Source organism: Herbidospora yilanensis (assembly GCF_001570565.1).
GTDB lineage: Bacteria > Actinomycetota > Actinomycetes > Streptosporangiales > Streptosporangiaceae > Herbidospora > Herbidospora yilanensis.
On the sequence record NZ_BBXE01000018.1, the window covers coordinates 118,932 to 134,447 of the forward strand.

At 71.6% G+C, this 15,516-nt stretch carries 13 protein-coding genes; 5 read left to right on the top strand and 8 right to left on the bottom strand.

The window, feature by feature from the left end; all coding sequences use genetic code 11:
• Positions 1-277: 277 nt before the first annotated feature.
• Both AW273_RS11805 and AW273_RS11810 read left to right on the top strand, forming a co-directional pair.
• Positions 278-541: a hypothetical protein gene (locus tag AW273_RS11805; RefSeq protein ID WP_062348172.1), complete on the top strand. Its 264-nt coding sequence runs from the start codon at positions 278-280 to the stop codon at positions 539-541.
• A 65-nt stretch (positions 542-606) separates the two neighbouring features.
• Positions 607-1,359 carry an SDR family NAD(P)-dependent oxidoreductase gene (locus AW273_RS11810; protein WP_062348174.1) on the top strand — a complete coding sequence of 251 codons (753 nt, stop codon included), beginning with the start codon at positions 607-609 and terminating at the stop codon, positions 1,357-1,359.
• An 85-nt stretch (positions 1,360-1,444) separates the two neighbouring features.
• On the opposite strand, the gene AW273_RS11815 is transcribed toward AW273_RS11810, so the two are convergent.
• From AW273_RS11815 to AW273_RS11825, 3 genes are all read right to left on the bottom strand, one after another.
• On the bottom strand, positions 1,445-2,575 hold the full coding sequence (locus tag AW273_RS11815; protein WP_062348176.1) for an RCC1 domain-containing protein: 1,131 nt from the start codon (positions 2,573-2,575) through the stop codon (positions 1,445-1,447).
• Between the two features lie 135 nt (positions 2,576-2,710).
• The gene (locus AW273_RS11820) at positions 2,711-2,905 is read right to left on the bottom strand and encodes a DUF3046 domain-containing protein (RefSeq protein ID WP_030450812.1); all 195 of its coding nucleotides are present in this window, start codon (positions 2,903-2,905) and stop codon (positions 2,711-2,713) included.
• A gap of 31 nt (positions 2,906-2,936) precedes the next feature.
• Complete coding sequence (locus AW273_RS11825; RefSeq protein WP_232327310.1) at positions 2,937-3,434, bottom strand: VOC family protein; 498 nt, start codon at positions 3,432-3,434, stop codon at positions 2,937-2,939.
• Positions 3,435-3,524: 90 nt separating this feature from the next.
• Here AW273_RS11825 and AW273_RS11830 point away from each other — a divergent pair, with 90 nt between their 5' ends.
• The 3 genes from AW273_RS11830 to AW273_RS11840 all read left to right on the top strand — a co-directional run bounded on the left by AW273_RS11830 (position 3,525) and on the right by AW273_RS11840 (position 9,709).
• Positions 3,525-8,141 (top strand): ATP-dependent helicase, encoded by a 4,617-nt coding sequence (locus tag AW273_RS11830; protein ID WP_062348180.1) that lies wholly within the window; start codon positions 3,525-3,527, stop codon positions 8,139-8,141.
• A 46-nt stretch (positions 8,142-8,187) separates the two neighbouring features.
• Positions 8,188-9,114: an oxidoreductase gene (locus tag AW273_RS11835; protein ID WP_062348181.1), complete on the top strand. Its 927-nt coding sequence runs from the start codon at positions 8,188-8,190 to the stop codon at positions 9,112-9,114.
• Between the two features lie 166 nt (positions 9,115-9,280).
• A complete protein-coding gene (locus AW273_RS11840) occupies positions 9,281-9,709 on the top strand; it encodes a VOC family protein (RefSeq protein ID WP_062348183.1) in 429 nt (142 codons plus the stop codon).
• Here AW273_RS11840 and AW273_RS37855 read toward each other — a convergent pair.
• Genes AW273_RS37855 through AW273_RS11865 form a run of 5 tightly spaced genes read right to left on the bottom strand, consistent with a single transcriptional unit; the run spans position 9,699 to position 15,406 of the window.
• The gene (locus tag AW273_RS37855; protein ID WP_062348184.1) at positions 9,699-10,778 is read right to left on the bottom strand and encodes a 2-oxo acid dehydrogenase subunit E2; all 1,080 of its coding nucleotides are present in this window, start codon (positions 10,776-10,778) and stop codon (positions 9,699-9,701) included. The genes AW273_RS11840 and AW273_RS37855 overlap by 11 nt on opposite strands.
• Positions 10,775-11,752 carry an alpha-ketoacid dehydrogenase subunit beta gene (locus AW273_RS37860; RefSeq protein WP_062348186.1) on the bottom strand — a complete coding sequence of 326 codons (978 nt, stop codon included), beginning with the start codon at positions 11,750-11,752 and terminating at the stop codon, positions 10,775-10,777. Before AW273_RS37860 ends, AW273_RS37855 begins: the two co-directional genes overlap by 4 nt.
• Entirely contained in the window at positions 11,749-12,621 is an 873-nt protein-coding gene (locus AW273_RS11855) for a thiamine pyrophosphate-dependent dehydrogenase E1 component subunit alpha (protein ID WP_062348188.1), read from the bottom strand. The genes AW273_RS37860 and AW273_RS11855 overlap by 4 nt, the downstream gene beginning before the upstream one ends.
• A complete protein-coding gene (locus AW273_RS11860; RefSeq protein WP_062348189.1) occupies positions 12,618-14,033 on the bottom strand; it encodes a condensation domain-containing protein in 1,416 nt (471 codons plus the stop codon). The genes AW273_RS11855 and AW273_RS11860 overlap by 4 nt, the downstream gene beginning before the upstream one ends.
• On the bottom strand, positions 14,030-15,406 hold the full coding sequence (locus AW273_RS11865) for a class I adenylate-forming enzyme family protein (RefSeq protein ID WP_062348191.1): 1,377 nt from the start codon (positions 15,404-15,406) through the stop codon (positions 14,030-14,032). The genes AW273_RS11860 and AW273_RS11865 overlap by 4 nt, the downstream gene beginning before the upstream one ends.
• Between the last annotated feature and the right edge of the window lie 110 nt (positions 15,407-15,516).

The window sequence follows — 15,516 nt, forward strand, 5'->3', positions numbered from 1 at the left end:
CCCCTGTGAGGGTCGTGGGTTGTTCCGGTCAACGGAACGCTATGGGGTGCCACTGACATTTTCTGGAGACGCTGCCTCCAGGGCGGCAGCACAAATATAGCCGAACGACTGTTCGACCACACCTCGAACGGGCCATCGGTTCGGGAAAGGGAACCCATCCGGAAGGTCACATTCCCGGGCATTGTGATCAGGGTGTTGCCATGCCGTTGACCTGCGGCGATCCTGGAGGAGACGGGCGAATCAGCCAGACCAGAACCGCGAGTGAGAAGGCGGCGCCGTGTCGACCGAAAACGAACGCCGTACTCTCCTTGAGGCGCTCGCCGAACGGCTTCCGGGGCGAGGGCTCCAGGGGCGGATGCTCGGCGGGGGCGAGCCCGTGTTGTGGATCTGGCATCCCCGTACGAACCGGCAGACGATCGTCTTCGCCACGCAGTCGGCCGGGGGGTGGTTGTTCCTCTGGTCGCCCGACGGGCAGGAAGACGCCGCCGATCCCGACGTGGCCGCCGACACCCTCGGGAAACTCCTCTCTCAGGCCGCTTGACACTCCTTCTCCACAAATGTGTGGCACCCTGATCCGTTGAGCCCCACGCGGTGAGGAGACGACACATGGGCGCACTGGAGGCGAAGGCGGCTCTGGTGACGGGTGGGTCGCGGGGGATCGGGCGGGCTGTCGTACAGAAACTGGCCCGTGAAGGCGCTCATGTGGTCTTCAGCTTCAACGAGAACCGTTCGGCGGCCGACGAGGTCGTCGCGCAGGTGGCCCGGTTCGGCGGCACCGCCCACGCCGTGCGGGCCGACATGGGCTGCCCCGACGACGTGAAACTCCTCTTCGAGCAGGCGGTACGCCGGCTGGGCGCCCTCGACATCCTTGTCAACAACGCGGCGATCAACCCGATCCGGCGCATCATCGACGCCACCCCCGACGACTTCGACCGCGTGATGGGCGTGAACGCGAAGGGGCCGTTCCTGGCGATTCAGGCGGCGGCCCGCATTCTGCGCGCGGGCGGGCGGATCGTGAACATCTCGTCGTTCGGCACCCGCGCGCCCGCCGAGGGGCTGTCGCTCTATCTGGCCAGCAAGGCGGCGCTGGAGCTGCTGACCGCCGTGGCGGCCCGGGAGCTGGGCGCGCGCGGGATCACCGTCAACGCCGTCTCGCCCGGGGTGACCGACACCGAGCTGATGCGCGAGTCGTCGGGGGCGAGCGCCGACGACACGTTCGACGGGATCACCGCCAAGACCGCCCTGCGGCGGCTGGGCGAGCCGGCCGACATCGCCAACGTGGTGGCGTTCCTGGCCGGGCCCGACTCACAGTGGATCACCGGGCAGAACCTGAGGGCGACCGGCGGCCTGATCGTCTGACGACGGGTGCGGCGGTCTCAGGCGATGAGACGAGGAGAGCGGCCCGGCCGTTGGCTGTTCTGCCGGGCCGCCCTCCCCACAGGCGTCAGGCGATCAGGACGAACGCCGTCAGCGGGCCGGCGGTGATCTCCCGTGCCCCCGTCATGCCGGGCACCTCGAACGGCGTGTCACGGTCGAACGGCGCGCCGCACGCGCCCAGCATGCAGAAGCTCCGGCTGCCCCACGAGTAGACCTTGCCCCCTTGGACGACGTAGCTGGAGTCCCTGCTTGCCGCGATGCGGGTGACGCCGCCGACGTGGGGGGCCAGCTCCGGCTGGAGCCTGTAGGCGACACCCGAGACGCCGAGCTGGAGGTTGGCGTTCGAGCCCCACGTCACGACGAACCCGCTGCCGCCCATGGCCATGCTGTGCGAGCCTCCGGCGGCCACGGCGGTCAGGCCGTACAGGTTGCCCAGGACCTTGGTGGGCTGGGGACGCCTGGTCGTGGTGCCGTCGCCCAGCTGGCCCTTGCTGTTGTCGCCCCACGCGAACAGTTCGTTCGTGCCGCCCGACAGGGCCAGGGTGTGGGTCTCCCCCGCCGACAGCGTGGAGATCTGGCCCAGCGAGATCACCCGGGGTGCGTGGCGCTCGATGGTGGTGCCGTCGCCGAGCTGGCCGTAGTAGTTGTCTCCCCAGGCGTAGGTGTTGCCGTTGGCTCCGATGGCGAAGGCGTGCATGCTGGAGGCGTAGATCTTCGTGGTCTGCGGGACGCCCACCGGCACCGGCGTGAGGCGCTGGTCGAGGTCGCCGACGCCGAGCTGGCCGAAGTCGTTCGTCCCCCATGCGTGGACGGTCCCGTCTGATTTCAGCGCCAGGCCGAAGCTGCGCCCCGCGGCCACGTCGACGACGCCGGTCAGGCCCGGCACCTGCTCCGGGTTGACGATGTCGCGGGTCCCCGTGGCGGTGATGTAATCGCCCCAGTGCCACACCCGGCCGAGCGTGTCGCGGGCGACCGTGTACGCCAGGCCCGGCGCGACCTCGGCGTACTGGTGACCGTTGACCACCGTGAGCGGATCATGGCCGCCGACGGGCCCCGTGAACCCGCCGCCGAGCTCGCCGTGGAAGTTCGAGCCCCACGCCTTGGCCAGTGGAGCGAAGGCGCCGGCCGGTGCCGGCACCGCCGCCGCCAGTAACGTGATCACGACCGTGAGCACGGTCAGCGCACGTGTGTGCCTCATGGTTCTGCCCCCTTGTCTGAATGGATTTCCAGGGAAACCCGGGAGCGGCGCCCGAGACGAGGTCCACTGCCGGCGTGTGCTCGCCGAAGGAGTGGCCCAATGGGTGTGAGGGGGTTCGCGCGGTGTCTCTCCCGGTCAGCGGAGGCGGGGGTCGACGTCGACGACCTGGCAGACCGCTTGCCAGACCTGCTTGGCCGCGAACCCGTCGGCCAGGGCCTGTTCGACCGTCCGGCCGCCGAGTCCTGCGATCACGTAGTCCTTCGCCCAGGACTCGGCGTACGTCTCGCCGAAATGGCGGGACATGCGGTTCCAGAATTCCGTGAGTCGCATGGCCCCCAGTATGGCCGTGCCGCGCGGGTGGTCAGAGCACGCGGGAGCCGTACATCTCGCCGAGGGGGTCGGCGAGGAGCTCCAGCCGGGCTCCGTCGGGGTCGGAGAAGTAGATGGAGGCGCCGCTCTCCATGACGTAGGGCACCCCGGCGGCCTCCAGCTTGCCGCGCAGGCGCTCCCACACGACGGGGTCGACGGAGATGGCGATGTGGTGGAGGCCGCCGAGCACCTCTTTGTAGGGGCCGAGGTCGAGGCCGGGGAAGTCGAAGAAGGCCAGCAGGTTGCCGTTGCCGATGTCGAAGAAGAAGTGGTTGGAGCCCTTGTAGTCGCGGTTCTCGAAGATCTCGGTGAGCGGGAACTCCAGAAGGCCCTGGTAGAATTCGATCGTGCGTTCGACATCGGATGACAGCAGGGCGAAGTGGTGGAGGCCGCGCGCACTGCTCGGGGGCCGGCGCTCGTTCAGATGGCGTTCTTTTATGGAGGCACGGGTGGCTTCGATGGCCTCGTAGTCGATGTCCATGGTTCTCATGATTGTCGCTTTACCCGCAGATCAACCACATCAGGTCCGGCCAGTACTGTCGGTGGCCGGAGGCATGATGTGCGGAGGAGGTGGAGGAGCATGGTGAAAGGCGCGCTGAGCAGGTTCGGAACGGTCACGCGCGAGTGGTTCACCGGCGCCTTCGCCGAGCCGACCGCCGCCCAGGAGGGCGCCTGGAACTCCATCGCCGACGGCGACAACACGCTGGTGGTGGCGCCGACCGGCTCGGGCAAGACGCTGGCGGCGTTCCTGTGGTCGATCGACCGGCTGGCCACCCGGGAAGATCCCGAGCGGAAGTGCCGGGTGATCTACGTGTCGCCTTTGAAGGCGCTGGCGGTCGACGTCGAACGCAACCTGCGGGCGCCGCTGACCGGGGTGCGGCAGACGGCCCGGCGCACGGGGGTGACCGTGCCGGAGATCTCGGTGGCGATCCGGTCGGGCGACACCCCGGCCGAGGAGCGGCGGCGGTTCGCGTCCAAGCCCTCCGACATCCTGATCACCACGCCGGAGTCGCTGTTCCTGCTGCTCACCTCGCAGGCGCGGGAGGCGTTGCGCGGGGTCGAGACGGTGATCGTCGACGAGGTCCACGCGGTGGCGGGCACCAAGCGGGGCGCCCATCTGGCGCTCACCCTCGAACGGCTCGACGCCCTGCTGCCGAAGCCCGCGCAGCGGATCGGGTTGTCGGCGACCGTGCGGCCGGTCTCGGAGGTGGCGGCGTTCCTCGGGGGCACACGGCCGGCGACGGTGGTGCAGCCGCCGTCCGAGAAGCAGATCGAGATCGACGTGGTCGTCCCGGTCGAAGACATGGCCGAGATCACCTCGCGCGACGAGGGCGAGCCCAACCGGCGCAGCATCTGGCCCCACGTGGAGGAGCATCTTCTCGATCTGATCGAGGCCCACCGGTCGACGATCGTCTTCGCCAACTCGCGGCGGCTGTCGGAGCGTCTGTGCAGCCGTCTCAACGAGCTCGCATATGAGAGGAGCACGTCCGAGCCGATGCCCCCGGGGGTGCCGGCCGAGGTGATGGCGCAGGCGGGGGCGTCCAAGGGGGCGGTTCCCGAGGTCGTGCGGGCCCATCACGGGTCGGTGTCGAAAGAGGAGCGGTCGCAGATCGAGGAGGCGCTGAAGTCGGGGCGGCTGCCGGCCGTCGTGGCGACCTCCAGCCTGGAGCTCGGCATCGACATGGGGTCGGTCGACCTGGTCGCGTGCGTGGAGGCGCCGCCCAGTGTGGCCAGCGGGCTGCAGCGGGTCGGGCGGGCGGGCCACCAGGTGGGGGCAGTCTCACGTGGGGTGATCTTCCCGAAATACCGTGGCGACCTCGTGCAGACGGCCGTGGTGGCCGAGCGGATGAAGAGCGGCCAGATCGAGGAGATGCGTTATCCGCGCAACGCGCTCGACGTGCTGGCGCAGCAGATCGTCGCGATGACCGCGCTCGACGAGTGGACCGTCGACGAGCTGGAGACCGTGGTCCGCCGGGCCGCGCCCTATGCCACGCTGCCGAGGTCGGCGCTGGAGGCCACGCTCGACATGCTGGCCGGGCGCTATCCGAGCGAGGAGTTCGCCGAACTGCGTCCCCGCCTGGTGTGGGACCGGGTGACCGGCACGCTGCGCGGCCGTCCGGGGGCCCAGCGGCTCGCCGTCACCAACGGCGGCACCATCCCCGACCGGGGCCTGTTCGGCGTGTTCCTCGTAGGCGAGAAGGCGTCCCGGGTCGGGGAGCTCGACGAGGAGATGGTGTACGAATCCCGCGTCGGCGACGTCTTCGTCCTGGGCGCCACCTCCTGGCGGATCGAAGACATCACGGCCGACCGGGTGCTGGTCTCCCCCGCACCCGGCCTGCCGGGCAAGTTGCCGTTCTGGAAGGGCGACCCCCAGGGCCGTCCGGCCGAGCTGGGCCGGGCGATCGGCGCGTTCGTCCGGGAGCTGGCCGGGGCCGGGCCGGCCGCCGCCGACCGCGTCCGCGAGGCCGGGCTCGACGAGTTCGCGACCGGGAACCTCATCGGCTATCTGGCGGAGCAGCGGGAGGCGACGGGATACGTGCCCGACGACCGCACGCTGCTGGTCGAACGGTTCCACGACGAACTGGGCGACTGGCGGGTGATCATCCACTCCCCCTTCGGCGCGCGGGTGCACGCGCCCTGGGCGCTGGCCATCGGGCGGCGGCTGCGGGAGCGCTACGGGATCGACGTGCAGGCCGTCCACTCCGACGACGGGATCATCCTGCGTGTCCCCGACACCCTCGACGAGGCGCCGAGCGACGTCGCGGCGTTCGACCCGGAGGAGATCGAGCAGATCGTCACCGAGGAGCTCGGCGGATCGGCCCTGTTCGCGGCCCGGTTCCGCGAATGCGCCGGGCGGTCGTTGTTGCTTCCGCGCCGCACCCCCGGGCGGCGCAGCCCTCTGTGGCAGCAGCGGCAGCGGTCGGCGTCGCTGCTGGGCGTGGCGGCCAAGTACGCCGGCTTCCCGGTCGTGCTCGAGACGATGCGCGAGTGCCTGCAAGACGTGTTCGACGTGCCCGGCCTGGTGCGGCTGATGCGCGACATCTCGGCGCGGCGGATCCGGGTGGTCGAGGTGGAGACCCGGCAGGCGTCGCCGTTCGCGGCGTCGCTGCTGTTCAACTACATCGGCGAGTTCATGTACGAGGGCGACGCCCCCCTCGCCGAGCGCCGGGCCCAGGCTCTGGCGCTCGACACCTCCCTGCTGGCCGAGCTGCTCGGGCAGGCCGACCTGCGGGAGCTCCTCGATCCCGACGTGATCGCCGAGACCGAGCGCGAGCTGGCCCGGCTCGACCGCCCGCTGCGCGACACCGAAGACCTGGCCGACCTGCTCCGGTCCCACGGGCCGCTGCTCGCCGAAGACGTCGCCATCCGCGAAGGCGATCCCGGCTGGCTGGCCGAGCTGGAGCGGTCGCGGCGGGCGATCCAGGTGCGGGTCGCGGGCGTGCCGCAGTGGGCGGCGATCGAAGACGCCTGGCGGCTGCGCGACGCGCTCGGCGCGCCGCTGCCGGTGGGGGTGCCGCTGGAGTTCCTCGACGCGCCCGAGACGTCCGCCCGGCCCGATCCGCTGGGCGATCTGCTGTCCCGGCACGCCCGCACCCGCGGGCCGTTCCCGGCCTCGACGGCCGCCGCCCGGTTCGGGGTGGGGATCGCGGTGGTGTGCGACGCGCTGGCCCGGCTGGCGGCGTCCGGCCGGGTGGTGCCGGGCGAGTTCCGGCCCGGCGGACGGGGCGAGGAGTGGTGCGACGCCGGGGTGCTGCGGCTGCTGCGGCGGCGGTCGCTGGCCCGGCTGCGCAAGGAGGTCGAGCCGGTGCCGCCCGAGGCGCTGGCGATGTTCCTGCCCCGGTGGCACGGGATCACGGCCTACGAACCGCCGGGGGGCGCTTCCGGCGATGGGCGCCTCACGCGGTCCGGAGGCCGCCCCGAGCCGGGGTCGGCCGCCTCCCACCGCGCGATGGATTCGCTGGTCGCCGCCGTCGAGCGGTTGCAGGGGGCGGCCGTTCCGGCCTCGGCGCTGGAGACGCTGGTGCTGCCGGGGCGGGTGCCCGGATACTCGCCGTCGCTGCTCGACGAGCTGACCTCGTCGGGCGAGGTGCTCTGGGTGGGGCAGGGGGCGCTGCCGGGGGGCGACGGGTGGGTGTCCCTCTACTTCGCCGACACCGCGCCGCTGCTGATGCCCGAGCCGGCCGAGATCACCGTGACGCCGGTCCACGAGGCCGTGCTCGATGTGCTGGCGGGCGGCGGGGCGCTGTTCTTCCGCGACCTGTCGAACCGGGTGGTGCACGACGGGATGCCCGACGACGCCACGCTGGCGGCGGCGTTGTGGGATCTGGTCTGGTCGGGACGGGTGACGGGCGACACGCTCGCGCCGCTGCGGGCCACGCTGGGAACCGGGAAACCGGCGCATCGTCCGGCGTCGCCGTCGCGGCGTCGCCGGGCCGTGCTGCCGACGCGGTCGGGGCCGCCGACGGTCGGGGGGCGGTGGTGGCTGCTGCCCGAACCCTCGGCCGAGGCGACGCCGCGGGCCCAGGCGCAGGCCGAGATGCTGCTCGAACGCCACGGCGTGGTGACACGCGGCGGGGTGACCGCCGAGCGGCTGCCAGGCGGGTTCGCCGCCGTCTACCAGGTGCTGCGGGCGTTCGAGGAGAGCGGGCGGTGCCGCCGGGGCTACTTCGTCGAGGGGCTGGGCGGGGCGCAGTTCGCGCTGCCGGGGGCCGTCGACCGGCTGCGGGCGTCCGACCGCAAGGAAGTCGAGGTGCCGGCCCCGGCGCCGGCCGAGGGGGAATACGTCGACCCGTGGACGGCCTGGCGTCCCCGCGAGACCGAGCGCGAGACGCCGAAGGCGACCGTGATGGCGGCGGCCGATCCGGCCAACCCGTTCGGGGCGGCGCTGCCGTGGCCCGACCGGGGTGGCGACGCCGGGCACCGTCCGGGGCGGAAGGCCGGAGCGCTCGTGGTGACCGTGGCGGGGCGGCTGGTGCTCTATGTCGAACGCGGCGGGAAGACGCTGCTGTCCTTCGGCGAAGACGACCATCTGACCGTGGCGGTGGGGGCGTTGGCGGGGGCCGTGCGAGACGGGGCCCTGGGGCGGCTGACCGTCGAGCGGGCCGACGGCACGGCGATCAACGACTCGCCTCTCGCGGCGGCGCTGGAGGCGGCCGGTTTCCACCCGACACCGCGAGGCCTGCGGATAAGGGGGTGATCGCCGCCTATGGTGAGGAAAGACACGGCCGACGCGAGGAGGCGTAATGGCATGGACGGCTGCGGACATCGCCGATCTGTCGGGCAAGGGCGCGATCGTGACCGGCGCGAGCAACGGGCTCGGGCTCCTCGCGGCAGGTGAGCTGGCCCGGCGCGGCGCGAAGGTCGTCTTCGCGGTGCGCGACGTCACCAAGGGCGAGGCGGCCGCGGCGCGGGTGCGGTCCGCCGCCCCCAAGGCCGAGATCGTGGTGTCGCGGCTCGACCTGTCCGACCTGTCGTCCGTGCGCGACTTCGCCGGGCGGATGCCCGAGGTGTTCCCCAACGGGCTCGACATCCTGATGAACAACGCCGGTGTGATGGCGCTGCCCCGGCGGTTGTCGGCCGACGGCTACGAGATGCAGTTCGCGACCAACCACCTGGGGCATTTCGCGCTCACCGGGCTGCTGCTGTCGTCCCTGTTGCTGCGGCCCGCGCCGCGGGTGGTGACGGTGAGCTCGGGCATGCACAGGCGCGGGCGGATCGACTTCGACGACCTCCACGGGAGCAGGCGCTACTCGCCCTACGGGGCCTACTCGCAGTCGAAGCTGGCGAACCTGCTGTTCGCCTACGAACTCCAGCGGCGGGCGGCGGCCACTCCCCTGTTGTCGCTGGCCGCGCATCCGGGCTATTCGGCGACCGGGCTCCAGGAGGCCGGGCCGCAGATGACGAAGAGCCGGGTCCAGGGGCTGATCGTGCGGGCGGCGAACGCGGTCATGGCGCAGCGCGCCGAGATGGGCGTGTTGCCCCAGCTCTACGCGGCCACGGCGCCGGGTGTGCCGCGCGCGGGATATTTCGGGCCTGACGGGCGCGGGGAGATGCGAGGGTATCCGAAGCTGGTCTCCAGCAGCGCGGCGTCACATGACGAGACAGCGGCCCGGCGGTTGTGGGACGAGTCGGAGCAGATGACGGGCGTGCGATACAGCTTCGCGGGATGAGCCGGACACTCCTCGCCACGGCCGGTTCCGCGGCGTGAGCCACGACGCTCCTCGTCACGACCGGTTTCGCGCGGTGAGGCCGGGCGCTCCTCGCCAGGGCCGGTTTCGCGTCATCGCGAGACACCGGCCGTTGACCTGGGCACACACCGTCGGTTGACTGCGGTGGGTGAAAGCCAATCGGTCCATTCCGTCCGCCGCGGTCATCCCCGTCCTGATCTATCCCGATGTCCGGGAGGCGGTCGCCTGGCTCACTGGGGCGTTCGGCTTCGAGGAGCGGGTGCGGATCGGCGAGAACCACCGCTCCCAGCTTCGCCACGGCGATGGAGCGCTGATCATCGCTGACGTGCGCGGCGAGCGGAGGCCCCCACGCCCAGGAGAGGTGACCCATTCGGTCACCGTGCGCGTGGAGGACGCCATGGCGCACTGCGAGCACGCCCGGGCCTTCGGCGCGCGCATCCTCATGGAGCCCACCGATTTCGAGTACGGCGAGCGGCAGTACGCCGCCGAGGATCTCGCCGGCCACCACTGGACCTTCTCCGAGACGCTCGACGACGTCGCTCCCGAGGAATGGGGCGGGCAGACCGTCACTCCGTAGCGGTCAGGGCCCTGGTCTCCCGCTGGAGGGCGTTGAGGAAACGGGCGGCGTCGCGGCCGTTGATCAGGCGGTGGTCGTAGGCCAGGCCGATGTGGGCCACCTGCCGCGATCTCACCTCGGTCCCGTCCAGGTAGAGGACCTCCCGGGGAGCCGTCACGGCCAGCGCGCAGGCGGTCCCGGGGAAGATGAACGGGATGGCCAGGGTGATGCCGCCGTCGTGGTGGAGGGTGACGGCGATGTTCGCGCCGGCCAGGTCGGCGGCGCTGAAATCGCCCTTCATCGCGGCGACGCGATATTCCATCAGCCTGGTCGCGACCTCCTGGAGCGTCTTGGTTCCGGCGTCGTGGACGACCGGGACGTACAGGCCGTCGCCGGTGTCGAAGGTGACGCCGACGTTGGCGGTCTCCGCGAGCACCGCCTTGGTGCGGTCGTCGCCGAGGGTGGCGAAGAACAGCGGGAACTCGGTGTGGAGTCTGGCCACGGCCATGACGAAGAGCTCGGCCAGGCCGACGGGGCGGCGGACCTGTTTCGTCAGCCGGCGGGTGGCGGCGAGTTCCTCGTCGAGAGCCATGTCGAGGACGGCGTAGGCCGCGGGGATGGTGGAGTGCGAGAGCGTGACCGCCCGGCCGACGGCCTGCTGCACCTTCGACAACGGGGCGGTGGCGACGGAACTCTCCGCGGCCAGCCGCTCGACGTCGGCCCGCCGGACGACGTTGACGCCCAGGGTGCCGACCTGCTCTTCGGTCACGCCGAGTTCGTCCATGGCCGCCCGCGCGGGCGCGGTGATCACCGGGCCGGTACGGCTCTCCGGCGTCACCGGAGACTCGATCGGCGCGGGGGCCGGGGCCGACGAGCCGATGGTCGCCAGCAGGTCGCCCGGGGCGCAGTCGGCCATCAGGGCGACCTCCTGCCGCAACACTCCCGTCGCGTCGGCCGTCACCTCCTCGGCCGACTTGGAGGTCTCCAGGACGGCCACCGGGTCGCCCTCCTTGACCTCGGTCCCCGTCGCCACCAGCCATTCGACCAGGACGTAGGTGTCGTCGTTGTTGTTGAGCTTGGGGACCTTCACTTGAGGGACTCCAGGACCGTGTCGTGGATGGTGGTTTCGGTCAGCAGGACGGCACGTTCCAGGTGGCTCGCCGTCGGGATGATGCTGTCGGCCGAGTGGGCCAGCGCGACCGGGTTGCGCAGCACGCCCCACAACTCCCGGTGCAGCACGTGGGCGACCTCGGCGCCCCACGTCCCCCCGGCGGTGCTCTCCTCGGCGACCACCACCGACCTGGCCTCGCGCGCCACGGCCACCAGCGGGGCCGCGTCGAGGGGGTGGAGGCGGGAGGGCACGAGCAGGGTGCAGACGATCTCCTGTTCCAGCAGGAGGCGGCGCATGGCGGCGAGGGCGCGGTGGGTGACGCCGCCGGGGGCGATGATCACGCAGTCGGGCGGGGTGTCGACGTGGACGCGGGCCAGGCCGTCGGTGAGGTCCCAGGTGAACAGGTCGTCCACCTCGTGCATGCGCTTGGTGTAGAGGACCTTGTCCTCGAAGAAGACGCAGGGGCGCTCGGCGGCGATCATCTGGGTGAAGACGGCGTGGTTGTCGTGCAGGGGGGACATCTCGTAGACGTCGAGGCCGGGCACGCCGATGAAGTGTTTCTGCAGGCTCTGGCTGTGGGTGGGACCGTAGCCCCGGCCGCCGCCGGTGGGCAGGCGGACGATGAGGCGCATCGGGACGCGGGTGCCGTACATGGAGACGGACTTGGCGGCGAAGTTCACGATCTGGTCGAACGCCAGTGTGACGAAGTCGCTGAACATGATCTCGACGATCGCGGTGTCGCCGCACAACGCCAGGCCCGCCCCGACGCCGGTGATGGCCGATTCGCTGATCGGGGTGGTGATGACCCGCGAGGGGAAGCGCGTCGAGAGGCCGCGGGTGGCTTTGAAGGCGCCGCCGTAGGGGTCCAGGAGGTCCTCCCCGAGGAGGAAGGCCCTCGGGTTCGCGGCGAGCACCTCGTGCAGCGCGTGGTTGAGGTTCTCCACGACTCTCATGCGCCCCGCCTCACGGCTTGTCGGCCCCACGTCGACAGGGGGCGTGCCTTGACCTCACGGACGACGGAGCCGACCAGGTCGCGGGCGCGGGCGTCCGCCTCCGCGAACCCGGTCACGTCGGACATGTCGCGATACCAGTCGCGGAGCTCGGAGACGCCCGACCGGGTGTCGTCGCCCTTGCTGTGCGGGCCCAGCCGGTTGACGGCGAACTCCACCACCAGCGGGGAGCCGGTCCGCACCGCGGCCACCAGAGGGGTCAGCACGGTCCGGATCGCGGAGACGTCGTCGGCGGGCAGGGCCGTGTGCGCGACCCCGAAGGCCGCGCAGCGTGCCCCGATGGTGCCCGACATGGCCAGTTCGGTCGGCGTGGTCTGCGCGATGCCGTTGTGCTCGACCACGACCAGCAGCGGCAGCCCCCACAACGCGGCCAGGTTGAGGGACTCGTAGACCGCGCCCTCGCCCCACGTGCCGTCCCCGATGTAGGCGCACGCCAGGGCGCCGGAGCCGCGCAGGTGCAGGGCCGCGCCGACGGCCACCGGCAGGCTCTCGCCCTGGACGCCCGTCGACAGGTAGCCCTCGCGCAGGATGTGCTGGCTGCCGCCGACGCCGTCGCAGACCGCGCCCTCGCGGCCCATGATCTCGGCCAGCAGGCCGGCGGGGTCGTCGAAGCGGGCCAGGTAGTGGCCGTGGCCGCGATGGTTGCTGAAGACGTGGTCGTCCGGGCCCAGCAGCGGCGCCAGCGCCACGGGGACGATCTCCTGGCCCAGGCAGGTGTGGGTGGTGCCGTTCAGCTCGCCCTTCGCGAACAGGTCGAGCAGGGCGCGCTCGAAGTGGCGGATGAGCAGGAGCCGGTCGAGATCGGTGGTCACCTGACGGCCGGTTCCGCCTCGCGGATCGCCTGGACGACGCCCGCGATGGTCGGGGTGTCGAAGAAGACGTCCAGGGGGACCTCGACGCCGAGGCGTTTGCGCATGCGGGCGATGATCTGGGTGATGGTCAGGGAGTGCCCGCCGAGGTCGAACAGGTCCTCCTCGTCGCCGATCTCGTCGATGCCCAGCACTTCCTGCCAGATCTCGCGGACGGCGTCGTCCAGGCCGGACGCCTGTGGGGTGCCGTCCACCGGGCTTTCGGGGTTGTTCATGATGGTGAGAAGGTCCTCCGCTATCCGGGCGACGTCCGGCTCCGTGCCGGAGCCGGCGCCGTACTGCATGATCACGTAGAGGCCGTCGGGGTGGTCGACGGCCTGGAGGTGCAGGGTGCTGCGTACGGAATGGTTGAAGGCGGCCCAGTCGACCGTGGTCTTCACGCCGGTGAAGACCGGGTCGGGGCGCCGTTTGCGGTAGCTGACGGAGACCTGGGCGAGGGCGGTGCGCGGGCGCACTCCCCTGACGGCGCGGGCGTAGGGCACGTGCCGGAAGCGGTACATCTCGCGCAGGTCGTGGTGGAGGGTCCGGGCGACGTCGGCGACGGTGCCCGCCGGCGCGACGGTGACGGGGAGCTCGTTGACGAACAGGCCGATGTTGTCGCGGACGTCCGGGACCCGGGTGGACAGGTCGACGGCGAGGGTCGGGGCCGGGTCGCCGTAGCGGTGCAGCAGGGTGTGGACGGAGGCCAGGAAGAGCTCGAAGCGCGAGACGCCGGGCAGGTCGGGCATCCGGCCGCGGAAGGTGTGCACCGCCCCTTCGGCGGCCCCGCGTCCGGCCGTGGCCAGGCCGGGCAGCGGCGTGGCCTCTCCGGGTGGCCGCGCCGCCCAGTAGGCCTTCGCCTCGTCGAGGTCGTCGCGGACCCGTTCGCGTTCCCCTTCGGCGAAGCTCGCGTACGACATGCCGAGCCGGGGCCGCGACTCGCCGTTGTAGAAGTCGGCCAGGTCCCTGACCAGGATGTCCTTCGACTCGCCGTCGAACACCAGGTGGTGCGCGACGAACACCAGCGCGTGCCGCTCGGGGCCCAGCTTGGCGAGGGTGAACCGGGCGAGCGGCCCGTTCTCGACGTCGAAGGGCCGCAGGGTCTCCTCGCGTACGAGCTCATGAAGGTCGCCGGCGACGGTCAGCCGGATCGGCGGGCGTTGTCCGGGCACCATCACGGGCAGCCCGTCGACCTCGGCGACCGCGCTGGACAACACCGCGTGCCGCCGGACGACCGCCGCACAGGCCTGGTGGAGCGCGCACGCGTCGAGCCGTCCCTCGAAGTCGACGACCAGCGGCATGTGGTAGGCGGTCCGGGCCCGTCCCATCCGCTCGGTGATCCACATCCCGGTCTGCGCGAACGACGCCTCGGTCATGGCAGCGCCTTCTTGTCGACCTTGCCGCCCCGGTTGCGCGGCAGCGTGTCCATCGTGGTGACCTTCGCCGGCAGCTCGTGCGGGGCGAGCCGGTCGATCAGGAACGCCCGCAGGTCCGCGGGGGAGATCTCCTCCCGGACGACCAGAGCCGCCGCCACCACCGTCCCGAGCACCGGGTGGGGGACGCCGTAGGCGGCGGCCTCGGTGACCAGCGGATGGGCGTGCAGCGCCTCCTCGATCTTCAGGGTGGAGACCTTGTGGGCGCCCGACTTGACGACGTCGCCGGTCCGGTCGACCAGGAACAGGTAGCCCTCCTCGTCGAGGTAGCCGAGGTCGCCCATGCGCACCCAGCCGTCGCGGAAGGTGTCCGACGCGGTCTCGCCGAGGTAGGCGCGGGGCGCGGCGGGCGAGCGCATCCACACCTCGCCGACGTCCCCGGGGGCGGCCGCGGTCCCGTCGGGCGAGCTGATCCTGACCGAGCCGCCGGCCGCCGCGCGGCCCACCGACCCCGGGCGCTCGGGGTCGAAGACCATGATCGTCTGAGCGGGGGCGGCCTCGGTGGAGGTGTAGTAGTTCGTGATCATCGCGGCCGGGAACAGCCCGGCCAGCTTCACCGCCACGGCCGAGGGCAGCGGCGCGGCGGCCGACCCGAGCAGGAGCACGCTGTCGAGGGGCTCGACCCCGGCCGACAGCAGCTCGATGGCCATGGCGGGCACCAGGAACACCGTCCCGGCCTGGTATTTCGCGATGAGCGAGGCGAACCGGCGTGGGGTGAAGACGGCGGTCGTGACGACGGTGGGGTGCGCGGCGACGGCGTTGACCAGCATCATCTGGCCGGCGTTGGTCCCGATGGGGAACGCGTGCGCGAGGTGCCCGGAGTGCCGGAAGGCCCGGCGGCGCGGGTCGCGGTGGAGGCCGAAGGCGAGGTTGGCGTGGGCGGCGGTGACCCCCTTGGCCACCCCGGTGGTGCCGGAGGTGAAGAGGATCTGAGCGGGGTCGGCCGGAGACACCCGAGGGAGCGGGGAAACCGATCCGTCCATGAAAGTTACATCGCGCAGGATTCTGCCGATTCCAACACGTTCCGCGAGATGTCGGATCTCTCCCTCCGGGGTGCGGTCGGAGATCGGCACCGCGACGGCCCCCGCCCGCAGCACCCCCATGAACGCCACCGCGTAGTCGAGCCATCCCGCGTGGGGGAACACCAGCCCCACCGGCTCCCCGGGGCGCACACCTTCGGTGATCAGCAGGTTCGCCAGACCGTCGGCACGGGAGTGCCAGGCGGCGTAGGTCAGTTCCCCCACCCCGTGGACGATCATGGCGACGCCGTCAGGCTCGGCGGCGGCGCGGGCCGCCAGCAGATCCGAGAGCGTCATCGGCTTCCTCAAAGATCGGATGAATACTGCCCGAGCACTGCCTTACTGAAAAGATTCTTTCCAGTTAGGTCAGTCGCCAGTGTGGCACGGTCCGGACGCTCGTCACAAGG